Source organism: uncultured Jannaschia sp. (genome assembly GCF_947494055.1).
GTDB lineage: Bacteria > Pseudomonadota > Alphaproteobacteria > Rhodobacterales > Rhodobacteraceae > Jannaschia.
The window spans coordinates 14,937-39,352 of record NZ_CANLTR010000018.1 but is presented as its reverse complement, the minus strand read 5'-3'; the positions used below and the strand labels follow the sequence as shown (position 1 = coordinate 39,352).

Annotated in this window: 23 protein-coding genes; 18 read left to right on the top strand and 5 right to left on the bottom strand. The window is 71.3% G+C overall.

What is annotated here, in order from left to right; genetic code table 11:
- Nucleotides 1–10 precede the first annotated feature (10 nt).
- Complete coding sequence (locus tag Q1A87_RS14345) at nucleotides 11–670, bottom strand: TetR/AcrR family transcriptional regulator (RefSeq protein ID WP_299652512.1); 660 nt, start codon at nucleotides 668–670, stop codon at nucleotides 11–13.
- Between the two features lie 123 nt (nucleotides 671–793).
- Between Q1A87_RS14345 and Q1A87_RS14340 the strand changes: the two genes are divergently transcribed.
- Nucleotides 794–1,951: an HlyD family secretion protein gene (locus Q1A87_RS14340; RefSeq protein ID WP_299652510.1), complete on the top strand. Its 1,158-nt coding sequence runs from the start codon at nucleotides 794–796 to the stop codon at nucleotides 1,949–1,951.
- Nucleotides 1,952–1,956: 5 nt separating this feature from the next.
- Nucleotides 1,957–3,549 carry a DHA2 family efflux MFS transporter permease subunit gene (locus Q1A87_RS14335; RefSeq protein ID WP_299652508.1) on the top strand — a complete coding sequence of 531 codons (1,593 nt, stop codon included), beginning with the start codon at nucleotides 1,957–1,959 and terminating at the stop codon, nucleotides 3,547–3,549.
- 108 nt (nucleotides 3,550–3,657) lie between these two features.
- On the opposite strand, the gene Q1A87_RS14330 is transcribed toward Q1A87_RS14335, so the two are convergent.
- A complete protein-coding gene (locus tag Q1A87_RS14330; protein ID WP_299652506.1) occupies nucleotides 3,658–4,308 on the bottom strand; it encodes a response regulator transcription factor in 651 nt (216 codons plus the stop codon).
- Entirely contained in the window at nucleotides 4,305–5,642 is a 1,338-nt protein-coding gene (locus tag Q1A87_RS14325; protein WP_299652504.1) for a sensor histidine kinase, read from the bottom strand. Before Q1A87_RS14325 ends, Q1A87_RS14330 begins: the two co-directional genes overlap by 4 nt.
- Before the next feature lie 196 nt (nucleotides 5,643–5,838).
- On the opposite strand from Q1A87_RS14325, the gene Q1A87_RS14320 reads away from it, so the two are divergent.
- The 7 genes from Q1A87_RS14320 to Q1A87_RS14290 are packed head-to-tail and all read left to right on the top strand — an operon-like array spanning nucleotide 5,839 to nucleotide 11,718.
- Nucleotides 5,839–6,771: an AAA family ATPase gene (locus Q1A87_RS14320; protein WP_299652556.1), complete on the top strand. Its 933-nt coding sequence runs from the start codon at nucleotides 5,839–5,841 to the stop codon at nucleotides 6,769–6,771.
- Nucleotides 6,768–7,616: a DUF58 domain-containing protein gene (locus Q1A87_RS14315; RefSeq protein ID WP_299652502.1), complete on the top strand. Its 849-nt coding sequence runs from the start codon at nucleotides 6,768–6,770 to the stop codon at nucleotides 7,614–7,616. The genes Q1A87_RS14320 and Q1A87_RS14315 overlap by 4 nt, the downstream gene beginning before the upstream one ends.
- Nucleotides 7,613–7,975: a hypothetical protein gene (locus Q1A87_RS14310; protein ID WP_299652500.1), complete on the top strand. Its 363-nt coding sequence runs from the start codon at nucleotides 7,613–7,615 to the stop codon at nucleotides 7,973–7,975. The genes Q1A87_RS14315 and Q1A87_RS14310 overlap by 4 nt, the downstream gene beginning before the upstream one ends.
- Nucleotides 7,972–8,928 carry a VWA domain-containing protein gene (locus tag Q1A87_RS14305; protein ID WP_299652498.1) on the top strand — a complete coding sequence of 319 codons (957 nt, stop codon included), beginning with the start codon at nucleotides 7,972–7,974 and terminating at the stop codon, nucleotides 8,926–8,928. Before Q1A87_RS14310 ends, Q1A87_RS14305 begins: the two co-directional genes overlap by 4 nt.
- The gene (locus Q1A87_RS14300; protein ID WP_299652496.1) at nucleotides 8,925–9,860 is read left to right on the top strand and encodes a vWA domain-containing protein; all 936 of its coding nucleotides are present in this window, start codon (nucleotides 8,925–8,927) and stop codon (nucleotides 9,858–9,860) included. Before Q1A87_RS14305 ends, Q1A87_RS14300 begins: the two co-directional genes overlap by 4 nt.
- Nucleotides 9,857–10,510: a hypothetical protein gene (locus Q1A87_RS14295; protein WP_299652494.1), complete on the top strand. Its 654-nt coding sequence runs from the start codon at nucleotides 9,857–9,859 to the stop codon at nucleotides 10,508–10,510. The genes Q1A87_RS14300 and Q1A87_RS14295 overlap by 4 nt, the downstream gene beginning before the upstream one ends.
- The gene (locus Q1A87_RS14290) at nucleotides 10,504–11,718 is read left to right on the top strand and encodes a hypothetical protein (protein WP_299652492.1); all 1,215 of its coding nucleotides are present in this window, start codon (nucleotides 10,504–10,506) and stop codon (nucleotides 11,716–11,718) included. Before Q1A87_RS14295 ends, Q1A87_RS14290 begins: the two co-directional genes overlap by 7 nt.
- Nucleotides 11,719–11,797: 79 nt before the next feature.
- Here the strand turns inward: Q1A87_RS14290 and Q1A87_RS14285 are convergent, their stop codons facing one another.
- Nucleotides 11,798–12,697 (bottom strand): LysR family transcriptional regulator, encoded by a 900-nt coding sequence (locus Q1A87_RS14285; protein ID WP_299652490.1) that lies wholly within the window; start codon nucleotides 12,695–12,697, stop codon nucleotides 11,798–11,800.
- A 298-nt stretch (nucleotides 12,698–12,995) separates the two neighbouring features.
- Here Q1A87_RS14285 and Q1A87_RS14280 point away from each other — a divergent pair, with 298 nt between their 5' ends.
- A complete protein-coding gene (locus Q1A87_RS14280; RefSeq protein WP_299652488.1) occupies nucleotides 12,996–15,023 on the top strand; it encodes a vanadium-dependent haloperoxidase in 2,028 nt (675 codons plus the stop codon).
- A gap of 208 nt (nucleotides 15,024–15,231) precedes the next feature.
- Entirely contained in the window at nucleotides 15,232–15,777 is a 546-nt protein-coding gene (locus Q1A87_RS24205) for a methyltransferase domain-containing protein (RefSeq protein WP_363323006.1), read from the top strand.
- Here the strand turns inward: Q1A87_RS24205 and Q1A87_RS14270 are convergent.
- Complete coding sequence (locus Q1A87_RS14270) at nucleotides 15,737–16,105, bottom strand: hypothetical protein (protein ID WP_299652484.1); 369 nt, start codon at nucleotides 16,103–16,105, stop codon at nucleotides 15,737–15,739. The genes Q1A87_RS24205 and Q1A87_RS14270 overlap by 41 nt on opposite strands.
- 475 nt (nucleotides 16,106–16,580) lie before the next feature.
- Here Q1A87_RS14270 and repA point away from each other — a divergent pair, with 475 nt between their 5' ends.
- The 7 genes from repA (at nucleotide 16,581) to Q1A87_RS14235 (ending at nucleotide 24,416) form a co-directional block, all read left to right on the top strand.
- Nucleotides 16,581–17,855 (top strand): plasmid partitioning protein RepA, encoded by a 1,275-nt coding sequence (gene repA / locus Q1A87_RS14265; RefSeq protein WP_299652482.1) that lies wholly within the window; start codon nucleotides 16,581–16,583, stop codon nucleotides 17,853–17,855.
- A gap of 34 nt (nucleotides 17,856–17,889) precedes the next feature.
- On the top strand, nucleotides 17,890–18,825 hold the full coding sequence (repB, locus tag Q1A87_RS14260) for a plasmid partitioning protein RepB (protein WP_299652480.1): 936 nt from the start codon (nucleotides 17,890–17,892) through the stop codon (nucleotides 18,823–18,825).
- Nucleotides 18,826–18,970: 145 nt separating this feature from the next.
- Complete coding sequence (gene repC / locus Q1A87_RS14255) at nucleotides 18,971–19,906, top strand: replication initiation protein RepC (protein WP_299652478.1); 936 nt, start codon at nucleotides 18,971–18,973, stop codon at nucleotides 19,904–19,906.
- Nucleotides 19,907–20,054: 148 nt separating this feature from the next.
- Nucleotides 20,055–21,065, top strand: coding sequence for an ABC transporter substrate-binding protein (locus Q1A87_RS14250; protein WP_299652476.1), 1,011 nt, complete (start codon nucleotides 20,055–20,057; stop codon nucleotides 21,063–21,065).
- Nucleotides 21,066–21,067: 2 nt separating this feature from the next.
- Nucleotides 21,068–22,561 (top strand): sugar ABC transporter ATP-binding protein, encoded by a 1,494-nt coding sequence (locus tag Q1A87_RS14245; RefSeq protein WP_299652474.1) that lies wholly within the window; start codon nucleotides 21,068–21,070, stop codon nucleotides 22,559–22,561.
- Complete coding sequence (locus tag Q1A87_RS14240) at nucleotides 22,558–23,481, top strand: ABC transporter permease (RefSeq protein WP_299652472.1); 924 nt, start codon at nucleotides 22,558–22,560, stop codon at nucleotides 23,479–23,481. The genes Q1A87_RS14245 and Q1A87_RS14240 overlap by 4 nt, the downstream gene beginning before the upstream one ends.
- Complete coding sequence (locus tag Q1A87_RS14235) at nucleotides 23,478–24,416, top strand: ABC transporter permease (RefSeq protein ID WP_299652470.1); 939 nt, start codon at nucleotides 23,478–23,480, stop codon at nucleotides 24,414–24,416. Before Q1A87_RS14240 ends, Q1A87_RS14235 begins: the two co-directional genes overlap by 4 nt.

Below are 24,416 nucleotides of genomic sequence, written 5' to 3'. Positions count from 1 at the left end.
GCCGGCGATGTCAGTGATCGGGGCCGTAGGCCTTGAGGAACAGGACGAGGGCTTCCGCCACGGACGCCTCGATCTCGCGGTGCGTTGGCGGCGCCGGGGCCTTGCCGAAGAGGCGCGGCTTCCACAATCGGGCGGTGGCGAGCTCGACGAACTGCGCCGCCGCGAGCGGCGGGTCGGGAATGGTCAGATGGCCGGCCGCGACCTGACGCTCGAAGTAACGGGCGAGATCGGCCTGCGTGCGCATCGCCCCGCCGGCGAAGAACCGGGTGCCCAGCTCCGGCATCCGCTCGGCGATCCCGATGATGATGCGCTGCGCCCGGACGACCTGATCCGAGCACAGGATCGCGGCGAGACGGCATCCATAGGCGCCGAGCACGTCCGCGGGCGGGCGATCGCTGACGAGGATCCCCGTCAGGCCCTCGAAGAGACGGTTGCGCTCGGCCTCGACCATCGCCTCGAACAGCTCCTCCTTGTTGGCGAAATAGACGTAGAGCGTGCTCTTGGAGACCCCTGCCGCGCGGCAGATGTCGTTGACGCTCGCCGCGTCGAAGCCCTTCTCCATGAAGACGCTATTGGCGCCCGCGAGGATCGCGCGCCGTTTCGCAGGGTCCTGCCCGGCCGCATGACGCGCGGCCCGCGGTGTCCCCTCCTCCCTCGTTTTGCCGTCCATGCTGCCTCCCTCGATGATCCCCAGATAATCGAACCGGTCGGTTCGATAAAGGGTTGAAGCACGCGTTCCCACGGACTACCTCCCATCGAACCGAATGGTTCGATCGATTCCAGGAACGTCGTCATGTCGAGACACGAACGCATCACGCCCGAGACCGCCGCGGCCGGACCCCAGGCGGCGGAGACGCCCGCCTCCCCGCCCGGGGCGCCGGCCGGGCGGTCCCGCAAGCGCCTCGTCGCGGTTGCGGCGGCGGCGCTGCTGCTCGCCGTGGCGGGCTGGTTCGGCTACGGCTACTGGACCACCGGGCGCTTCCTCGAGACCACGGACGACGCCTACGTGACCGCCGACGTGACGCTGGTGAGCAGCCGGGTGCAGGGCTACGTCGCATCGGTCGAGGTCGGCTCGAACGACCACGTTTCCGCCGGCGACGTCCTCGTCCGGCTCGACGACGGGGATTACCGCAACGCGCTGGCGACGGCCGAGAGTCGCGTCGCCTCCGCGGGCGAGACGCTCGCCCGCATCGACGCGCAGATCAATGCCGCGACGGCCGGCGTGCGGCAGGCGGAGGCGGCGCTCGACATGGCGCGCGCGCAGCAGCGCACCGCGGACACAGATTTCGAGCGCGTGCGCCAGCTCGCCGCCGACGACGTCGCCAGCCAAGCCCAGCTCGACGCCGCGACCGAGGCGCAGGACGTGGCCCGCGCCGGTGTCGCCAGCGCCGAGGCCGCCGTGGCCAGCGCCGAGGCGCAGGTCGCCGTGCTGCGCGCGGAGCGGGCCGAGGCGGAGGGGCAGCGCGACGAGCTCCGCCTCGCCGCCGAGCAGGCGCAGCGCGACCTCGACCTGACGGTGCTGCGCGCCGCGTCCGACGGCATCGTGGCGAACATGACGTTGGAGCCCGGCGACCTCGTCGCGCCCGGCGCGCGGCTAGCCGCGCTCATCCCCGACGGCAGCCTCTATATCGAGGCCAACCTGAAGGAGACGCAGCTCGCGGGCGTCGGCCCCGGCGCGTCCGTCGAGTTCACCCTCGACGCCCTGCCCGGCCAGACCTTCGAGGGCGAGGTCGCCTCGATCTCGCCGGCGACGGGCGCGGTGTTCTCGCTGTTGCCGGCCGACAACGCCACCGGGAACTTCACCAAGATCGTCCAGCGCGTGCCCGTCCGCATCGCCCTGCCCGAGGACGCGCTCGCCACCGGGCAGCTGCGCGCCGGCCTCTCCGCCGAGATCGCCATCGACATCCGCACGACGCCCCAGCCGGACGCCACGCGGATCGCCGCGGAGTAGGACGGATGGCCGCCGCCGCCGCCGCATCGGGGCTCCGGGCCGCCGCGCCCGCCGAGGACGCGGAGACCGAACTCACGCCGCGCCGCGTCGCCGCCTTCATGGTGATGGTGTTCGGCATGTTCATGGCGATCCTCGACATCCAGATCGTCTCCGCTTCGCTCCCCGACATCCAGGCCGGCCTCGGCGCCTCGCCCGACGAGATCAGCTGGGTGCAGACCTCCTACCTGATCGCGGAGGTCGTGATGATCCCGCTTTCCGGGTTCCTCGCCCGGATGATGTCGACGCGCGTCCTCTTCACCATCGCCGCGGGCGGGTTCACGGCGGCGAGCTTCATGTGCGCCACCTCCGGCTCGATCGGCGAGATGATCGTGTGGCGCGCGCTGCAGGGCTTCCTCGGCGGCGGCATGATCCCCTCGGTCTTCGCCGCGGCCTTCACCATCTTCCCGCCCGCCAGGCGCAGCACCGTCTCCCCGCTCATCGGCCTGATCGCGACGCTCGCGCCGACAGTCGGCCCCACGATCGGCGGCTATCTCAGCCACGCGCTGTCCTGGCACTGGCTGTTCCTCGTCAACGTCGTGCCCGGCATCGCCGTCGCCATCGGGGCCTGGACGCTGATCGACTTCGACCGCCCGAACTGGAAGCTCTTCGACCGCTTCGACTGGTGGGGCCTGCTGGCGCTCGCGGCGTTCCTCGGCGGCCTCGAATACGTGCTCGAGGAGGGGCCGTCGAACGACTGGTTCGCCGACCACGCCGTCGCCGTGCTGGCCGTGGTCATGGTCGCGGGCGGCGTCGTCACCTTCTGGCGGGCCTTCACCCGGGACGAGCCGATCGTGGATTTCTCGGCCTTCGGCGACGTCAACTTCGCGGTGGGGTCGGTCTTCTCCTTCGTGATGGGCGTCGGGCTCTACGGGCTGACCTATCTCTACCCGCTCTATCTCGGATCGGTCCGCGGCTACGACAGCCTGATGATCGGCGAGACGGTCTTCGTCTCGGGCCTCGCCATGTTCGCCGGCGCGCCGATCGCGGGCATCCTGTCGTCGAAGATCGACCTGCGGGTGATGCTGCTCGTCGGGTTCCTCGGCTTCGCGCTCTCGACATGGATGCTGACGGGGATGACCGCCGAGTGGGACGTCCGGGAGCTTCTGGTGCCGCAGATCCTGAGGGGCCTGTCGCTCATGCTCTGCATGGTGCCGATCAACAACCTCGCGCTCGGCACGCTGCCGCGCGACAAGATGAAGGGCGCCTCGGGCCTCTACAACCTCACCCGCAACCTCGGCGGGGCGGTCGGTCTCGCGGTCATCAACACGCTGCTCACCGACCGAAGCGCGCTCCATTACGAGCGTCTGTCGGAGGCGGTGAACTGGACCAACGCCGAGGCGGTGCGACAGCTCGACACGATGGCGCAGGGCCTGACGGCACGCGGCCTCGACGGGGCGACCGCCGCGCTCGCGCAGATGTCGCAGCGGCTGCAGGGTCAGGCGACGGTGATGTCGTTCATCGACATCTTCCTCATCATCACCGCGATCTTCGCCAGCCTCGCCCTCGGCGCGCTCCTCATGCGGCCGTCGGCGCAGGCTGGCGCGGGTGGCGGTCACTGAGGCGCGGGCGGACCCGATCGTAGTCCCGGGCGCCGTAGTGCCACGTCCCGCCCGACACAGGACAGGACGGTCCGACCTCCGTGCCTCCACACCGGCGACCGGCGAAGATCAGGTCGCCCGCGGCGCCTGGACGAGCCCGGTCTCGATCGCGAACCAGACCATCTGCGCGTCCGTCTCGAGCGCGAGCAGTCCCTTGATCTGGTAGCGGTTGTTGCGCACCGTCTTCCGGCTGACCGAAAGGGCGTCGGCGACCCGGTCCTCGGGCCAGCCGCTCGCCAGAAGGCGCAGGATCTCCGTCTGGCGCGGACTGAGTTCGGCAAGACGGGTCCGCGACCCGGCGATGCGATCCCGGGCGATGGCCTCGATCACGTCGGGCGAGATGATCGTGCGACCCCCCAGAACCCCCATGATCGCCTCGACGAGATGTTTCGGATCGCTGCTCTTGGTCACGTAGCCCGCCGCGCCCGCCTCGATCGCCTTGAGCGCGAAGGCGGCGCCCTGATGCATGGTGAAGACGACGATCCGGGCCGCGCCGTCGTATTGCCGGATATGACGGATCGCCTCGATGCCGCTCGCCCCGGGCAGCGTCACGTCCATCACCACGACGTCCGGCCGCGCATTCCGGAACCCGTCATAGGCGCCACGCGCATCCCCGGCCTCGGCGACGACGCGGAGCCCGGGTTGCAGTTCGATGAGCCTGCGATAACCGTCCCGCACGACCGGGTGATCGTCGACGATCATGACGCCGTGACGGCTCATGCCGCCCGGCTTTCCGACGGGGCCGGCACGGTGACGCGGACGCGGATGCCGGCCGGCGTCTCGTCCATGTGAAGCCGGCCATCCATGGCGCCCACCCGCTCGGTGATGCCGAGGATGCCGTTTCCCGCGTCGCTGTCACTCAGCCGGCCGCCGCCGTCGTCCTCGACCTCCAGTTCGACCGCGTCGCCGACCTGCCGGAACGCCACCCGGACATGCCGGGGGTTGCCGTGCCGGATGGCGTTCGTCACGCATTCCTGCACGATCCGGTACAGGTCCAGCGCGACCGCGTCGGGCAGCGCGTCGCCGGCAAGCCGGTAATCGAGCGTCAGCGCCGTGCCCCCCCGCGTCTCCCAGCCGGACAGCATGGTGCGCAGGCTCGCCGCCAGACCGATCTCGGGGAGGTCGGGCGGACGCAGCCGCGCGAAGGCGTCCCGCAGGCAGGCCATCATGCTGCGGATGTTCGCCCCGATCGCGTCGGCGTCACGCGCGATGTCGGGCCGGTCGGGCGGCGCCGCGCACGCGATCGACGCGGCGACCGCGCCGGTCGCCGTCAGGGTCTGGCCGAACTCGTCGTGCAGGTCGCGGGCAAGCTGGCGGCGCTCCACGTCCTCGACCTCGATCAGCTTGCGGGTCAGCGCCCGGCTCTCTGCGGCCCCCCTGCGCAGCCGCGCGGCGAGGCGGTTGACCGCGCGCGCGATCTGCCGGAACTCCCGCGCCCCGCCGGGCTCGACCCGGGCGCGGAGATCCCCCCGCGCCAGGCGGTCGAGCTCGGCGACGATGCCGCCGACCGGGCCGAGGCGCCAGAGGATCGCGACGGTTCCGAGCACGAGGATGCCGCTCGCCATCGCCACCGTCTGCCAGAGCGCGAGCCGCACGCGCTGCCACGCCAGCGTCGCCGCGGCGACAGGATCGAAGGTGACGATCAGCGTGAAGTCCCCGTCCTGCGAGGCCGACCCGGACCGCGCGAGGGGCGGCGGGAGGGCGAACATCCGCGTCACCACCTCGCGGAACGCGGCGGGCGCGATCGGCCCGAACACCTGCCAGCCGGCGCAGAGACGGCGTTGCGTGATCTCGCGCTGCTCGAAACGAAGGCAGGTTCCCGGCGCCATCACGCCCAGCAGGTCGATCGCGGTCCGCTCGGCGTGGAGCGGGTCGTTCGCGCGCGGCGCCATCCGGTAGTTCCGCTCGAGCACGTAGCCGGCCCGGGCCAGCGTGCCGTGCATGTCGCGCGCCACCGTGCGGTATGCGTCGGTCGCGGAAAGGACGAGCGTGGCGAGCCCCGCCACCGCGGTCACCAGCCAGAGCATCAGGACGAGCCGGACCCGCAGACTCATGTCGTTCTCCCACAGCGATCGGCCCGCATGATCGGGCAAACGCGCCCGCCTGTCCCGGGCATATTGCCCGGCCTGCCGCGCGGGGTGCGAAAAGGCTTCCGGACCGGCCCGGTTCTGTGGTCCGGTCGCGGGAGTGAGGCGGGGAGGCCATATGGACGAGGGCGCGGAACGGGTGGCGGCGCGCGGCACGGGACGCATGGCCGCGTTCGCGGCCGACATGGAGGCGGGCCTGATCGGCCATTCCGCCCTTGTCGAGCGGCTGACGATCGCGCTCCTGACCGGCGGGCACGTCCTGCTCGAAGGCGCGCCCGGCCTCGCCAAGACGCGATCCGTCCGCAGGCTCGCCGACGGGATCGAGGGCAGCTTCGCGCGCATCCAGTGCACCCCCGACCTGATGCCGTCCGACATCACCGGCCTGCAGGTGTTCCGCCCCGACAGCGGCCGGATGGACTTCGCGCCCGGGCCGATCTTTCACCATCTGGTCCTCGTCGACGAGATCAACCGCGCGCCGCCCAAGGTGCAGTCGGCGCTCCTCGAGGCGATGGGCGAGGGTCAGGTCACCACGGGCGGCACGACCCGGACCCTGCCGGAGCCCTTCATGGTCGTCGCCACGCAGAACCCGATCGAGCAGGAGGGCACGTTCCCGCTCCCCGAGGCGCAGCTTGACCGATTTTTGATGCATGTCGTGCTCGCCCTGCCGGGGGAGGCGGACGAGCTGGCGATCCTCGATCTCGTCGAGGGCGAGTTGCGCGCGCAGGCCGGGCGTCGGGCGCCGTCCCTCGACCACGCCACGCTCGCGGCGATGAAGGCGGAGGTGCTGGCGGTCCATCTCTCGCCGGCCCTGCGGCGCTACGTCGTCGCGCTGGTGATGGCGACGCGGGCGGACGACACCGACACGACCGGCCGCATCCGTCACGCCGTGAGCCCGCGCGGAACGCTGGCCCTCGCCGCGGCGGCACGGGCGCGGGCCTGGCTGCGCGGGCGGGATTTCGCCCTGCCCGAGGACGTGACGGCGCTCGCGCCGGACGTGCTCTGTCACCGGATGGCGCCGACCCGGCGGGCGCAGGCGGCCGGCGAGACCTCGCGGTCGATCCTCGCCGGCATCCTCGACAGGACGCAGTCGCTGTGACGCGGCCCCACGGCGCCGGCACCGAAGTCGATCCCGACCGCCTCGTGGCGCTCGCCGCGCGGGTCGGGCCCGGCCCCACCCCCGGCCCCGCGCATGGGCGCGCGGGCGGGCTGTCCGGTCCGCGGCGCGGCGAGGGCGGCGACCTCTTCGATCTGCGGCCGTTCCAGGAGGGCGACGATCCGCGCTGGATCGACCCCGCCGCGACGGCGCGGAGCGGACGCGCGCAGGTCCGCCGCCGTCACGAGGAGGTCGAGCGCACGCTCCTGCTGGTCGCGGATTTCCGCGCGCCGATGCTCTGGGGAACGCGGGGCCGGTTCCGCTCCGTCGCGGCGGCCGAGGCGCTGGCGCTCGAAGGCTGGCGGGCGGTGCGCGCCGGGGCGCGGGTCGGCGCGATCATCCTGCGCAACGCGGAGGCCGAGTTGCTCGCCCCCCGCCCGCGCGAGACGGCGATGCTCCGCGTGGCCGGTGCGCTCGGCCGGGTCCATGCCGCCGCGCTCGCCGCGCCCGAGGCGGCCCACGACGACCTCGCCACGATCCTCGACCGGATTGTCGCAGAGGCACCGCCCGGCGCGTCGGTCTGCCTCGCCACCGGTCTCGACGATCCGGGGCCGGCCTTCGGTCCCGCCGCCGCGGCGCTGATGCGGAAATGCCCGTTCGAGGTGCTGCTCGTGCAGGACGCGGTCGAGACCTCCCCGCCGCCGGGCACCCTGACCGCACGGCTCGGACGACGCGTGGTCCGCGGCCGCTTCGGCCCGTCCCCGGCGCGGGAGGTACTGGCCCGGCTCGGCGTTCCCGTGCGGATCGTGAACGCGTCCGGGGCCGTCGGGGCCGAGGCGCCGGCATGAACCCCGAGGACCTCGTCGCCCGGCTCGCACCCGTCCGCATCCCCGAGAGCTTCGCCCGGTTCGGCCTGCAGGACGCGCTGGCCGCCATCGCCCTCGGGCTGGTCGTGGCACTCCTGCTGGCATCGCTGCTGCGACGCGTCACGGTGCGAAGGCATCGCCCCGCCGACCGCGCCCGGGCCAGCATCGCCGAACTCCGCGCCGGCGACCCCCGGGAGCGGATCGCGGGGCTCGCCCGGCTCCTGCGCGCGCAGGGCGGCACCGTGCCCGAGGGCCCGTCCGCGGCGCTCTACGACCCTCGCGCGACGATCGACGCCACCGAGCTCGAACGCGCCGTGCTCGACGCCGCGCGCCGGCGATGAGCTTCGCCGCGCCCTGGGCCGCGCTGCTCCTGCCGCTGCCGCTTCTGCTCTACCGGCTCCTCCCGCCCGTGGCGCACGGAACGGGCGCGCTCGCCTTGCCGCCGGCCATCGCCGCATCCTTCCGCCCCGTCGCCATGGCCCCCGTCCATCGCCGGGCGCAGCACGCCCTGCTGGCCCTCGCCTGGATTCTGCTCGTCCTCGCCCTGACCGGCCCGCGGCAGGAACAGGTGCTCGACGTGGTCCCGGCCTCGGGCCGCGACATCGTGCTGGCGCTCGACCTCTCCGGCTCGATGGAGCGGGAGGATTTCGCGCTCGACGGGGAGACGGTGTCCCGCCTCGCCGCCGTGCAACGCGTCGGCGCACGCTTCGTCCGGGGCCGCACGGGGGACCGGGTGGGCCTCGTCGTCTTCGGCGACCGGGCCTACGTGGCCGCGGCGCTGACCCACGATGTCGCCTCCGTCGCGAGCGCGATCGAGACGGCCCGGATCGGCGTCTCCGGCAAGGCCACCGCGATCGCGGACGGGCTGGGCCTGGCGATCAGGCGGTTGCGGACCCGCGACGCCGCGAGTCGCGTCATCATCCTCCTGTCCGACGGGCAGGACACGACGGGCGCGGTCGATCCGGTCGCGGCGGCTCGGACGGCCGAGACGCTCGGGCTGCGGATTCACACCATCGCGCTTGGCGCCGCCGATCTCGAGACCGACCCCGACGCAAGCGACGCGGTCGACAGCGAAACCCTGCGCCGGATCGCCGAGGCGGCCGGCGGGGAAACGTTCCGCGTGCGCGACACGGCGGATTTGCGCGCCGTGACCGCCGCCATCGACCGGCTCGAGCCGAGCCTTGCCGCCGCCCCGCCGATCCGCGCCTGGCGGGACTTCTGGCCCTGGCTCGCCGCGGCGGCGCTGCTCCCGCTCGCTCTGGCGCTTGGCGCGCGCCTGCGGGAGACGGCATGACCGCGCTCGGCGGCCTCGTCCTCTTGCGTCCGCTCTGGCTGATCGGCATCCCGGTCGCGCTGCTCCTCGCGGGCCTCGCCGCGCGGCGGGCGGACGGGTTGGCCCGCTGGCGGCGCGTGATCGACGCCGACCTGCTGGCGGTCCTGCGCCGCCGCGGCCACGTCACGGAAACGCAGCGCGATCTTGGCCCGTGGCTCTTCGCGGCCGGCGCGACGCTCGTCCTCCTCGGGCTGGCCGGACCCGCCACGCGCGATCCGGACGCGCCGGCCCTGCGCAACCTCGATGCGGTTATGATCCTCCTGGACCTGTCCCCCTCGATCACCGAAAGCGGCGCCCTTCCCGACGCGCAGGCCGCCGTCTCGCGCCTGATCGACAGCCACGGCACGCGGCCGGTCGCGCTCGGCGTCTATTCCGGCGAGGCCTTCCTCGTCGGCGTCCCCACCGAGGACCCGGCCGGGTTGCAGAGCAATGTCGGCGTCGTCGATGCCGCGACCATGCCCGTGGGCGGCAGCCGTCCCGACCGCGCGCTCGCGCTCGCACGGCGGGTCCTGGCCGACGCGACGGCCGAGCGGCCCGACGTGGTGTTCGTCTCCGATGGCGGCGGCGTCGGTCCCGCCACGCTCGACCTCGCCCGGCAGATGGCAGCGGCGGGCGCGCGGATCTCGGCCGTCTTCGTCGCGCCCGAGACGCCCCCCTACGCCATGCCCCCGCCCCGGCGGGACGCGCTGCGCGCCCTGGCCGAGGCCGGGGGCGGCCTGATCGTGGACGAGACCGACATCGTGAGGCTCGAAGCCTCGCTCGCGGATCGGCGCGGCACGGACGTCTCGGACGCCGCGCGCCGCAGCCTCCGCTTCGAGGATCACGGGCGCTGGATGGTCGCGCTCGCCCTGCTGCCGCTCGGCCTGCTGTTCCGGCGGAGACGTCCGGGATGAGCCGCGTCACTCTCGCCACCGCCGCGATCGCCGCGCTCTGCGCCGTCGCCGCGGGTCCCGAAGCCTGGGGCAAGCTGATCTGGTGGGCGGGCCTTCCCACCCTCGCGCTGCCGCTCATCGGAGACGAGGCGTCCCGCGGCGCGGCGCTCTACGAGATCGGGCGCTACGCGGACGCGGATGCGGCATTCGCCGCCATCGGCCGCGGCGCCACCTACGACCGTGGCCTGACGCTCGCCGCGACCGGCGATTACGATCTGTCGGTCGCCTATTTCGACGCGGTGCTCTTCGCCGACCGCTACGATGCCGAGGCCCGGCACAACCGCGACGTCGTGGCGTCGCTGGTCGAGCCCGTCATTGGCGAGGCCATGGGCCACGGCCGGATCGAGACGCTCCTCTCCGAAGCGGGGATCGCGAACGCTGCCTTCGATCCGGACGACCCCACCCGTCCGGTCCAGGAAGCCGAGCGCGACCCCTTCCGCGCCAGCACCAAGCGCCCGGTGACCGACGCGCGCACGATCGCCGCCGATGCCCGGTGGCTCGACACGCTCGCCGACGCCCCGGGCGCCTATCTGAAGGGCCGGCTCGCCGCCGAGATGGAGCGTCGCCGCGCCGCAGGCGAGGCCCACCCGGAGGCGCCCGGCCGATGGTGAGGCTCGCGCTCCTCCTGCTCCTGCTCGCCTGCCCGGCCGTCGCGCAGGATGGCGATCCGATGCGGCTCGAACTCGTGCTCGACGACCGGTCGGAGGCGCCGTTCGTGGGCGAGATGATCCTCGCCACGATCCGCGGCACCTACCGCGCGCGCATCACCCGCGAAGAGCTGAAGCTGCGCCCGATGACCGATTTCGACTGGTTGCGTCTCGGGCAGGATGTCTGGACCGACGCGCGCATCGACGGCCGGGCGGCCCGGGTCATGGAACGGCGCGTCGCCCTCTACCCCAGACGGGCCGGCACGCTCGAGATCCTTCCCGTCGCGCAGAATCTCGAGATCCTCGACCCGGACAACGCGCGCGAAACGCGGATCGTCCGCTCCGACCCCGTGACCGTCGAGGTCCGCGCGGCGCCCGCGGGCGCGGGCGACGACTGGCTGCCCGTCCGGGCGCTGGAACTGTCGGATAGCTGGAGCGCGGAGGCGGGCCGACTGGCGGACGGGCAGAGCGTCGAGCGCCGGGTCGTGCTGCGCGCGCTCGGCGCCACGCCGGAGATGCTGCCCGAACAGCCCGCGCTCAGGGAACCCTGGCTCATCACCTTCACTCCGCCCGAGCAGCGCGATCTCCAGGTCACGCCGCAAGGTCCGGTGACGACGATCGTCTGGACTTGGACCCTGCGGCCCGTCACCGGCGAACCGGGCGTCCTGCCCGAGGTCGCGATCCCGTGGTTCGACACGGCCGCGCGCGCGGCGCGGAACGCGACGATCCCCGCCGCGCCCATCGGCTATGCCAGCTTCGCCGACAATGCCGGGACAGGCTGGCGCGCGGGTCCGGGCGTGGGCGCCCCGCACCTGACCGTCCTCGCCGCCGCACTGCTGGCCGGGCTGGCCTTCGCGTTGGGACGCGAACGGACACTCGCGCTGGATCGCGGCCGCCTGCGCCGATGGATGCGGGCGCGAATGGACCTCCTGCGCCTTCGCCACCACGCCCGGACGGGCGCGGCGGCGCCGTTCCGGTCGCTTGCGATGCGCCTGCTGGCCGAACAGGCGCCCGCGTCGCGACATCGCGATCATCCGATCCTGCGCCCCGTCGACACGTTCCTGTTCGGTCCGGGCAGCGGCGGCCGCGCGCCCGATCTGGGTCCGATCTTCCGCAAGGTAAAGCGCGAGTTGCGAAGACGTCGATCCCTGCCACGCGATCGGGACGATTAGCCGGGCCCTCCCCCATCCGGCCCGGCGGCTCCCTCGCCCGCATCCGACACGTTTGCCGCCGGTCGCCCGCCGCTTCGGTTCAGGACTGCCCCGTCAGGATCGCCTTCATCGTGTCGGCCTCCTGCGTGATGAACGTGAAGAAGGCCGAGACCCGTCGCGTCCGGCGCTGATCGGGATGCGCGAGCAGGCGCCACGGCCGCGTCAGCGCCGGGATCGGGCCGAACAGGCGGACGAGATCGGTCTCCGCATCGCCCAGCGACATCGGCAGCGGCGCGACGCCGACGCCGGCCTTCGCCGCGTAGATGAGCCCGAGAACGCTGGTATTGTGGGCCGCGTATGCCCCGTCCGGCGCCACCTCGTGGAGCCAGACCGAGATGCGATGCGCGCGCATGCTCTCCGCGAAGCCGATCAGGGGATGCTCGGCGAGTTCGGACACCGCCCTCGGGCTGCCGTGCCGCTCGACATATTGACGGCTGGCATAGATCGCCCAGAGCGAGTCGGCGATCTTGCGTCCGACGAGCACGTTCGCATCCGTGTCGCCCGAGCGCAGCGCGACGTCCGCCTCGCCCTTCAGCAGGTCGACGTAATGGTCGCTCAGGACGAACTCGACCTTCAGGTCCGGATAGGCGGCGTGGAACCTGTCGAGAAGCCCGGACTGGTTCAGCCGGAACGCGATCGGCTCCGGGCAGGTCACGCGGATGATGCCGAGGCGATCGCGCGCAAGCTCCGCGAGCTGATCCTCGAAGCCCTGCGCTGCCGCCGCCACCGTCTCGGCGAAGGGAAGGATCGCCGTCCCGAGCTCCGTCAGGCGATACCCGGACGGCAGCCGCTCGACGAGGCGCTGCCCGAGCCGATCCTCAAGGGCCAGGAGCCTGCGCTGCACGGTCGACTGGTTGATCCGCAGCGCGCGTCCGGCCGCGAGCGTGCTGCCGTTGCGGGCGACGGCGAGAAAGACCTTGAGATCGTCCCAGGCGAACATGGACGGGTATGCATTTTCGCGGCCCGGTTATGCAAGAGAGCAGACTGCGTGGCCGATCCATTTCGCTGTATGCAGGCACACACGCCTTACGACGCCTCTGTCGCCCGAGTTCGGATCATTCCTGTTTCTTTTCGGACGGGTCATCGCGCCCGTTCGCCAGTCCACCACCCCGCGTCGAAGACCGTCCCGATTTTGCCAGGGGACGCGTGAAGAACACACCACGTTCACGAGTTCCGCCGTCCCGCCATCCGGGAGGCGGCCATGTAATTGCGCCTCGGCGCCTCCGGAGTCGTTTCCAATGTCCACCTCCATCGGCATCCCCGTCCCCGACTGCAACGCCCGACGCATCCAGGTTCGCGCACGTCGCGTCTCGCGCGACCGCGTCGCGGATCTGCGGCACGGCAACGTCACGATCCCCAATGGCGAGGAGGTGGCGTTCGATCTCGGCTACGCGCTGAACTACCACAAGGGCCTGCCGCACGACGTCGACGGGATGGTTCACCGCGAAAGCTACAACGACATGGTGCACATGCTCTGCACCCAGGAATACGGCGCGCTCGAGACCCTCCCCGTCGGCGGCAACCGGTCGGCGAAGAACGGAAGCGCCACCAACCCGCCCCGCTACGCCACGACGGACAGGGACGACCCCGGTGCCGGCAAGCATCTCGGGTATCGCCGGCTGACCAGCCCGTGCACGGGGCACGTCTTCGACACGGAGGGCGCCGATGCGGGCGATTACGCCATCGCGCCCGCGCCGCTCGCCGATTCCGACGAAGTGGCCGCCGAGATGGCCGAGCTCTACGTCATGGCCCTGCTCCGCGACGCCAGCTTCGCCGACATCGCCGCCGGCACGGCGCCAACCGGGCTGAACGTTCTCGTCGACGCCCTGAAGACGATGCCGTGGTTCAACGGCAGCTTCCAGCCGACCAACGAGCCGGAGCGCCGGCGCTACGCCACGCGCCGCCAGATCGGCGGGTCCGCCGACCTGTTCCGCGGCTCGACGACCGGGGCGCAGACGGGACCGGCGCTGTCGCAGTTCCTGCTGATGGGCAACGACAACACGGGTGCGACCTTCAAGAACGATGCCGGCGCGGTGTCGGACGCGGCCGACCCGGCGTCGAGCTTCGTCGGCACGGGGGCCGAGATCGGGCGGGAGGACGGCTTCGTCCTCTACGGGACGCAGGTGATCGACCAGCGCTCGATCGTGGCGCAGGAGGGCGTCGACTACCTGACCACCTGGGCCGCTTGGCTCGATTGCCAGAACGGGGTGGATTTCAACGGCCTCGACATGTTTCGCCAACGCCGGCGGTTCCTCGTCACCCCGCGCGACATCGCGACCTACGTGCATTACGACGCGCTCTATCAGGCCTATCTCAACGCCTGCCTGCTGATGCTCGCCGACGGCAAGTTCACCAAGGATCGCGGCCTGCCCGAAACAAAGAGCCGCACGCGCGCGGCCTTCGCCTCGTTCGGCGGCCCGCACATCCTGTCGCTGGTAACCGAAGGGGCGACGCGCGCGCTGAAGGCGGTCTGGCGGCAGAAATGGATGCACCATCGCCGGACCCGGCCGGAAGTGCTGGCCGCCCTCCTCACGCTCCACGAGAACGACCCCGCCCGGTTCGAGAACGAGGAGCTGCGCGCCACGCTGGCCGGGCTGCGCGGGAAAATCCCCGCCGCCATCCTCGACGCGGTCGCGGCCCGGAACGGCACCCTGAACGACGCCACGGCCAATCCGGACCCCGCGATCCGGCCGAAGGCCACCGCCGACCTGCCGGACGACTTCCCCGAAATCGACGACGCCAAGAACTTCCTGCTGCCGATGGCCTTCCCCGAGGGCTCGCCCACCCATCCGGCCTACGGTGCGGGGCACGCGACGGTGGCCGGCGCCTGCGTCACGGTGCTCAAGGCCTTCTTCGAGATGTACGCCCCGAACGGCACGCCCCTGCCCTGGCCGCACGACGCGGTGTTCGTCGCGGAGCGGATGGGCGGAAACGGATCGCGGCGCGCCGATATCGGCCCGGTCGCGGGCATGACCATCGAGGGCGAGCTCGACAAGCTGGCCGCGAACATCGCCATCGCGCGCAACATGGCCGGCGTGCACTACTACACCGACTACTTCGAATCGCTGCGGCTCGGCGAACGCATCGCCGCGTCGATCCTGGAGGACCACATGGCTCTCTACGACGAGCCGGTCTCGATGAGCTTCACCAGTTTCGACGGGGAGCGGGTGCGGATCGCCTCGAACGGCGACGCGGCGACGGTGCGGGTGACCGACGGCGCGGGCCGGATCTCGCCCGAACTCTGGTTCGACCGCTACGCCGCCTGACCGGTCACCGCATCGCAGAAGGTCCGCCGTTCAACCACGGGTTCGCCACGACCACAGGCAAGGTCGTTGGCGCTTCCGGACTGGACATCGAGAGCGCCCGAACCGGCTCGACCGGCCGCTCGTCGCACGGGTTGCGCGACGCAAGGACCGCCACACCCCGACGATCCTGCCGAGGCTGCGTGAGCCGACGGAGGCGACGGAGGCGACGATGTGGATGGCCGGCATCCGGACGGGCCAGCATGTCCCGGACGTCGCTGAAGGTGCCGGTGATCAGACGCGCGACCTCGCGCAGCGGGTCGGTCCGTCCGGTGCCGTCGGCGCCACCGATCCCTCGCCCGCCATTCTCGACCTTGCGCGGAGATACCCCCCGCTGGCCGGTCATGGCAACGTCCGGTTTCATGTCGCGGATGCCGCGCGTCTGCCGGCGCGGTCTGATGTTCCTGCAGAACCTTCTTGCCGCGCTCCGCAAAATAAGGGGCGCTCCGAAACTGGGCGCACGGTTCTGCGCGATGGTCTTCGCGGGTGCCGAGGCCAATTCCTGCCTCCGCATCATGATATCGACGGCCCCTTGCCATGCCGGGCTGCCGCCGCGGGATCCGTTCCGACCCTACGGCCTGCTCAGCCTCGGCAGGCCGGGCGCGGTCAGCGACTCCGCTTTGGAACCAGTCGTTCGCCGCGCGACGGTCGAGCCCACCCGATGCAGACGAAGCGGACTATTCCCAGGAACCGTCCTGCGCATCGACGAGGTGGATGATGGCGGCCGGGCTGGAAATCCAGTAGCCATCGAGACCGCCCAGATCCTCGATCTCGTCGCAGCGGACAACATTCGCCTCTGCGAGCATATTGGCGGCTTCGGCGGTATCATCGGTGACAGTCTCGAGCCACTGCTCGGCTTGGCTCATGGAGGGCACCTTGTCGATCCAGAGATTGTTGGACCCGAAGACGAACCCGACCGCGCGGCCTTCGGGACCGCCAATCTGTTCCAACCCGAGAAGGTCCCGGTAGAACGCCACGGTCGCATCGTACTGATGCGGCGGCACCTTCATGGCGATGTTTTTTCCGCCGGCGAATTTCACAGCCATGTATGGTCCCCCGCTCAATCTGCGCGAGTATCACCATACTGCTGGTTTCGAGCCCAAACCAGTGAGGGATAATGGGAGGGTTCCTTCCAGCCATTCGCCGCAGCAGAGACGAACGGCAGGTGTCGCTCACGGCAAGCTCCGTTTGCGTCTCGGGAGAGACGCTGCCCTGTGCGCGGTGCTGCGAGGCACGGGCCATGTCGGGGAAACGGCCCCGACATGCGCTTCGAAGCGAACCGCAACGTCCCCTGTCGGGCTGACCCCGGCACTGATATCGCTTTTATCACCAATATGACCATAGCACCGTGCTCCTCCGCGACCCGATACTCTTGACTGCGGTCAAGGCAGCGGGACCCTGTCCGTGCGAGCCCGAGAAATCGCTTGCCGAATCCCGGCCCTCTGTGCCTACTTACGCAAAACAGCCGAAACGACGGTTCGAAGCGTAACGGCACGAAGCAGAGGCGAGAGGATGGACGGCATGGGCGACCCGACCCCCCTGCCCGCGCGCGCGGCTCGACCGGCATCCGACACGGATGCGACCGGGACGACGCGGCGCGGTGGCGAGCGGATCGACCAGGTCGTCGGCCGCCATGCCGCCGCCCTGTCCGCGCAGCTTCAGGAACATCGCTCGCGCCTGTTCCCGCCGACCGCCCGCAAGGAGTTGCGCCGTTTCACCTCCGGCGAGGTGGCGGATCTGCTCGGCGTGAAGGACGCCTACTTGCGCAAGCTGCATCTCGACGGCCGGGGCCCCGACCCCGAGGTACGCACGGGCGGACGGCGCTATTATACGGCCAGCGACATCCGGGCCCTGCGCGTCATGCTCGAGGACGGCACGCGCGCCCCAGGCAGCTACCTGCCCGGCCGGCGCCGTCATGCCGACGGGACGGAGGATCACTGCCAGGTGATCTGCGTCATCAACTTCAAGGGCGGTTCCGCCAAGACCACGACGTCGGCGCATCTGGCGCAGAAGATGGCGCTCGACGGCTACCGCGTCCTTGCCGTCGATCTCGACCCGCAGGCCAGCCTCTCGGCGCTCCACGGCTACCAGCCGGAATTCGACCTGCTCGACGGGGGCACACTCTACGACGCGATCCGATACGACGACCCGGTACCGATCCGGGACGTGATCCGGCCCACCTATTTCGACGGGCTCGACCTGATCCCCGGCAATCTCGACCTGATGGATTTCGAGCACGACACCCCGGCGGCCATCGTGCGCCGCGACGAGAACCCGTTCTTCACCCGCATCGCCGCCGCGCTCGCGCAGGTGGAGGGCGATTACGACGCGGTGATCATCGACTGTCCGCCGCAACTCGGCTTCATCTCGATGGCCGCGCTCTCGGCGGCGACGGCGGTGCTGGTGACGATCCACCCGCAGATGCTCGACGTGATGTCGATGTGCCAGTTCCTGCTGATGACGTCGAACCTGCTCGGCGTAGTGGCGGAGGCCGGCGGCAACATGGAATACGACTGGCTGCGCTATCTCGTGACCCGCTACGAGCCGGGCGACGGGCCGCAGAACCAGATGGTCGGGTTCATGCGCTCGATCTTCGGCGACCACGTCTTGAACAACACCGTGCTCAAGAGCACGGCTATCTCGGATGCGGGGATCACCAAGCAGACGCTCTACGAGGTGGAGCGGACGCAGTTCACCCGCTCCACCTACGAGCGCGCGCGGGAAAGCCTCGACGCGGTGAATGCGGAAATCGAGGGTCTCGTCCAGGCGGCCTGGGGCCGGAAGGTGCCGTCGTGACCGGGCGGGAGCCGAATGCGAAGGAGGTGCCGGAATGGCGCGAAAGAACCTTCTGGAAGGCTTGACCGCAGTCAAGTCGACACCGGAGACGGAGGCCGAGGCATCGGCCCTGCCGCGTCGCACCAGCGGCGCGATCGGCGCGGTCGGGCGCAGCTTCGCCCAGATGCGCGAGAACGCCGTGGTCGAGGTTCCGGCGGACATGATCGACGCGGCCGGCCTGTCCGACCGTCTGGGCGACGACCCGGATCAGGCCGCCCTGACGCGCTCGATCGAGGAATACGGTCAGCAGGTGCCGGTCCTGCTGCGGCACTCGCCCAATGTCGAGGGCCGCTACGAGATCGTCTATGGCCGCCGCCGCGTCGTCGCCCTGCGCGCGTTGCGCCGCCCCGTCCGGGCGATGGTGCGCGATCTGCCAGACCGGTCACTGATCGTGGCGCAGGGGCAGGAGAACACGGCTCGCAAGAACCTGTCCTTCGTCGAGCTCGCCAATTTTGCGCGGCAGATGCGCGACATGGGCTTCGAGCGGAAGGTGATCCAGGACGCGCTGCACCTGCACGAGGCGGTCGTGTCGAAGATGCTGACCGTCGCCGACCGGGTGCCGCCGGAACTGATCGCGGCCATCGGTGACGCGCCACGGACGGGCAGGGACCGTTGGGTAGCCTTCTCCAAGGCGCTGGCCGGACACGCGGACGCCGCGCTCGCAGCGGTCGAAGCGGCGCGGGAGGCCGATGCGGACAGCGACGCCCGGTTCGAGGCCGCGCTGGCGACGACACGCAGCCCCGCGCCCCGGAAGGCCGCGCAGCGCGCCGAATGGGGCAGCGTCCGGCAAACGACGCGGGGCACGACGATTTCGCTCGACCAGGACCAAGCCTTCGCGGACTGGCTCGTCGCGCGGATGGACGACCTGCACCGGGACTGGCAGGTCCAGGCCGGGACGGACGGAGAGAGCAACCAGAGCAAGGAGGAATAGCCGAAAAGAAGAAGCCCCCCGAAACGTACGTCCCGAGAGGCCTCCAAGTCTGACACCTTGAAGCTAGGGGACCGCTTGACTGCCGTCAAGCACCCGCGTTCCGGCGGCCGGTCTTCTGCGGCTTCATGGCATCATGACACACGAAATGAACGCCCCGGGGCGCAGGGGTCCGCATGCGCCGGAACTGCGCTGGCGGCTCCTCGACGACCTCGCTGCCGCGCGGGAGGATTGGGGTCTGAAGGACCGGACCCTCGCCGTGCTTCGCGCGCTGCTGGGATTTCTTCCAAAGGGCGAGACGATGCGCCTGACGGTCTTTCCGTCGAACCGGACGCTCGGCGAGCGGCTGATGGGCATGCCCGAGAGCACGCTGCGCCGCCATCTCGCGTGGCTCGTGGAGGCGGGGCTGATCCGTCGCCGGCCGTCGCCCAACGGCAAACGCTACCGCATTGGCGCGGATCTGGCCTACGGGTTCGACCTGGCGCCGTTCTTCGCCAGCGCGGTGGAAATTCAGGAACGCGCCATCGCGGCCCGGCAGGTGCAGGAGCGCCTGCGCGCATTGCGGGCGCGGATCCGGACGGTTCTGGCGCAGATCACGGTGGCGGCGGAGCGAAGCGCGGAATTGCTACGCCTCCTTCGCCGCAAGGTCGCGCCGCAACGTCTGGAAACGGTCCTGCACGATCTCGAAGCCGAGCTGCCGCCCGAAACGGATGTCGCTGCCGCCCAAATCGGATGTGACTCAGAACCCAAGACAGAATCCAATCAGACCGTGACGCAGGAGAGGATCGCCCGGACCGCGATCGCCGAGGTCGCGCAGATGGTCGATCTGACGGTTGCGAGCATCTCTGAACTGCGAGAGGCGGGCGAAAGGGCCGCCCATGCGTTGTCGGTCCATTCGGCCTGGACCCATGCAAGGCAGAGGCACGGCCTGGTCTGGGCCGTCGTGGCGCTGGCCTACCTCAGACCTCGCATCGCGCGGCTGCGACACCCGGACCGTTATCTGCGGGCCTTGACGCGACGTGCCGGGGCAGGGGGGTTCGATCTGATGGCATCGCTCCACCGAAGCGCGATGCGACCGGCATGAATGCAGGCAGGCCGGGGAACCGGGTCGCCCGCCCGGCTCCGTCGGGACGGCACCACCGATCCCGTCTTGAGTTTTGCCCCCGGACTGGCACTATCCGTCGCGATGCGCGGCCCCGAGAAGGCCCGGCATCGCATCTGGGAGGATACACATGAAAACCGCGACCTGTCTCGCCTTGACCATCGCACTCGTCACCGGCGCCGCCGCGTCGGCCGACACGTCCGACAAGCGCATCGCCCTGTCGAACAATTATGCCGGGAATTCCTGGCGTCAGGCCATGCTGGAGAGCTGGGAGGCGACGGCCGGGCAGGCCGTCTCCGACGGAGTCGTCGCCGCGGCCGACGCCTTCACGACCGCCGAGAACCAGGCCACCGAGCAGGCGGCGCAGATCCAGAACATGATCCTGCAGGGCTACGACGCGATCGTGCTGAACGCGGCCTCGCCCACGGCGCTGAACGGTGCAGTGATGGAAGCCTGCGACGCGGGGATCGTGGTCGTCTCCTTCGACGGGATCGTGGAGGAGCCCTGCGCCTGGCGGATCGCCGTCGATTTCGAGCAGATGGGAAGCGACCAGATCGACTATCTCGCCGGACGTCTGCCCGATGGCGGGGACCTGCTCGAGATCCGGGGCCTCGCCGGGGTCTTCGTCGACGACGCGATCTCGCGGGGCATCCATGACGGAGTGGCGGCGAACCCGCAATTCTCCGTCGCCGGCTCGGTCAACGGCGACTGGGCGCAGGATGTGGCGCAACGGGCGGTGGCCGGCATCCTGCCGTCGCTGCCCGAGATCGTCGGCGTGGCGACGCAGGGCGGCGACGGCTACGGCGCGGCGCAGGCCTTCGAGGCCGCGGGGCGCGACATGCCGATCATCGTGCTCGGCAACCGGCAGGACGAGCTGCAATGGTGGGCGGAGCAGCGCGACGCGAACGGCTACGAGACCATGTCGGTCTCGATCGCGCCCGGCGTCTCGACGCTCGCCTTCTGGGTGGCGCAGCAGGTGCTCGACGGGGCGGAGGTGCCCAAGGACCTGACGGTGCCGTTCCTGCGCATCGACCAGGCGGATCTGGATCAGGCGCTCGAGACCACGCCCGAGGGCGGCGTCGCCAATACCGAGTACGACCTCGAGGCCGCCCAGCAGGTGATCTCGGACGCATCGTCCTGAGCGTGGGAGACGGAACGGCCCGCGCCCCGGGCGCGGCGCCCGGGCGGACCCCGATCGTCCGGCTCGACGGTGCGGGCCGGGCCTTCGGCGCGGTCCGGGCGCTGCATCCCTTGGACTTCGCGGTCCGGCCGGGGGAATGCGTGGCGCTGGTCGGCCATAACGGGGCCGGAAAGTCCACGCTGGTCAACCTGGTCAACGCGGTCTTCGCGCCGAGCGAGGGACGGGTGGTCTATCCCGGCCCCGAGGGCGGGGACGGGGCGGAGGGTCCAACGGGCGCGCGCCGTGTCGAGGCGCGGCGGAGCGCGGGCATCCGGGCGGTCCACCAGGAGCTGTCGCTGGCGCCGAACCTCACCCTGCTCGAGAACCTCAGGATCGCGCAGCGCGACCTGACAGGGCGGGGCTGGCGCAAGCGGGCCGCCGACCGGATGCGGGGGGCGTTCGACGCGATCTTTCCCGGGCACGGGATCGCGACCCGCGCGCCGGTCGGCGACCTGACCCTGGCCGAGCGGCAAATGGTCGAGATCGCGATGGGCTTCGCCGAGGGGGCCGAGCCCGCGCGGCTCGTCATCCTGGACGAGCCGACCTCGTCGCTCGACGCGTCGATCGCCGCGCAGCTCGTCGCCCATGTCCGCGCCTTCTGCGCGGCGGGCGGGTCGGTCATCTTCATTAGCCACATGATGGCCGAGGTCTTCGCGATCGCGGACCGCATCGCGGTGATGAAGGACGGGCGCATCACCGAGGACCGGCCCGCGCGCGCCTTCACCCAGGACAGCCTCGTCGCCGCAATGGGCCATGTCGCGACCGAGGTCGCGGCCACCGCCCGCGTCGCGCCCGAGGGCCCCGACATCCTCGGGCCCGGTCACGACCTGTCGGCGCGGGCGGGCGAGATCGTCGGGCTTGCCGGGCTTGCCGGTCACGGGCAGGCGGCGGCGTTGTCGCGGCTCTACCTCTCGCTGGCCTCGGACTGGGGCAGGGGGCGTGCGCCGCGCGCCGTCTTCGTGGCGGGCGACCGGGCCCGCGACGGGATCTTCCCGCTCTGGTCGATCCGGCGCAACGTCTCCGCGGCCCGGCTCGGCGGACTGGTCCGGCGCGGAACGATCGACCGGGGGGCGGAGGCGGCGCTGGCCCAAGACTGGCAGGCGCGGATCGGCATCCGCACCGGGGACCTCTCCGCGCCGATCCTGTCGCTGTCGGGCGGCAACCAGCAGAAGGTGCTCTTCGCGCGCGCGCTGGCCACCGAGGCGCCGATCGTCGTCATGGACGATCCCATGCGCGGCGTCGATGTCGGCACCAAGGCGCAGGTCTACGAGATCATCCGTGCGGAGGCCGAGGCCGGGCGCACCTTTGTGTGGTACTCCACCGAGACGGACGAGATCCGGCTCTGCGACCGGGTCTTCGTCTATCGCAACGGCCGGATCGGCACCGAGCTGGCGGGGGACGCGATCACCGAGGAGGCCATCGTGGCGAACTCCTTCGAGATGGCGGCGACGGCGTGACGCCCCGCCTCGACATCCGCATCCTGCTGCCGGTGCTGTCGCTGGCGATCCTGCTGGCGGCGGTGTTCTGGCTGCAGCCGCGGGCGATGAGCTATCTGGGGCTGAACCTGCTCTTCAACCTTGCCGTGCCGGTGGCGCTCGCCACGGTCGCGCAGATGATCGTCATCATGGTGGGCGACATCGACCTGTCGATGGGGGCCTTCGTGAGCTTCGTCGCCTGCGTGACCGCGACGCTCGTCGTCGATGCGCCCGGCCTCGGCTATGCCGCGCTCGCCGCCGCGATCCTGGCCTACGCGGCGCTCGGCGCGCTGATCGAGGCGCGGCGGCTGCCGGCGATCGTGGTCACGCTCGGCATGTCCTTCGCCTGGGGCGGGCTCGCCGTCCTGCTGCTGCCGTCGCCGGGGGGCAGCGCGCCGGGCTGGCTGCGCGCGGTCATGACGGTGAAGCCGCCGCTCGTGCCGATGGCGGTGCTGGCCTCGGCGGCAATCGCGCTGGCGGCGCATCTCGTCGTGATGCGCTCGTCCTTCGGCGTGCTCCTGCGGGGTCTCGGCGGCAATGCGCGCTCGCTCGGCCGGGCAGGGTGGTCGCCCGTGGCGCTTCGCGCGGCGGCCTACGGGCTCGCCGGCCTCTTCGCGGTGCTGTCGGGAATGGCGCTGGTCGGGCTGTCGACGGCGGCCGACGCCAATATCGCGCTGCGCTACACGCTCCTGTCGATCGCCGGCGTGATCCTGGGCGGCGGGGAGTTCACCGGCGGCCGGGTCTCGCCCGTGGGCGCGGTGATCGGCGCGCTGACGCTGACGCTCGCCGGCAGCTTCCTGTCGTTCCTGCGCCTGTCGCCCGACTGGCAGATCGGCGCGCAGGGCGTGATCCTGATCGCGGTGCTGGCCGCGCGGCTCCTGTTCGGGCGGCGGGCCCGATGAGCGCGCTGCTGGACCGGCCGTGGATCTGGGCCTGGCTCGCGGCGTTCGCCGCCTTCGCGGCCACCGCCGCGATCAGCCAGTCGCAGGGGATCGCGGGACTGCTCGTCGCGGCGCTGACCTTCTCGGCCTTCACGGTGCTGGTGGGGCTGGGGCAGATGTTCGTCATCACGCTCGGCCCGGGGAACATCGACCTGTCGATCCCGGCCACGATGACGCTTGCGGCCACGCTGTCGCTGAAGTTCATGGGCGGGGCAGGGGCCCTGGCGCTGCCGGGGCTCGCCGTGGCGCTGGCCGTCGGCCTCGGGGCGGGGCTCGTCAACTACGCGCTGATCCTGCTGCTCCGGATCCCGCCCATCATCGCCACGCTCGCGGCGTCCTTCGTCTACCAGTCGCTGGCGATCTGGTCGAACCGGGGCCTGCGGATCAAGCCGCCGGACCTGCTGTCGGACCTGATGCTGGGCCGCACGCTGGGGTTGCCCAACGTCGCCTACATCGCGCTGGCGGCCTGCCTCCTGGCCTGGGTGGCGCTGGAACGGGCGCGCTACGGGCGGGAGGTGACGGCCATCGGCCAGAACCTCCGGGCGGCGCGGTTCGCGGGCATCGCGGTGGAGCGCGTGCGCTGCGCGACCTACCTGCTGAGCGCCGCGCTGGCGGGCGTGACGGGGTTCCTCCTCGCCTGCTTCGCCGGCGGGGCGGCGCTCAACATGGGGCAGGAATACCTGCTCTCCTCCATCGCCGTCGTCGTGATCGGCGGCTCCTCCATCGGCGGCGGACGGTCGAACGTGCCGGGCGTGCCGGCGGGCGCCATGTTCCTGTTCCTGATCGTCTCGATGCTCAATTCCTACGGTCTCGGGGCCGGGGTGCGTCTCCTGCTCACCGGCGTGATCATCGTCGGCATCGTGGCGCTCGGCACCCGGTCCCGGACAGCGAGGTAG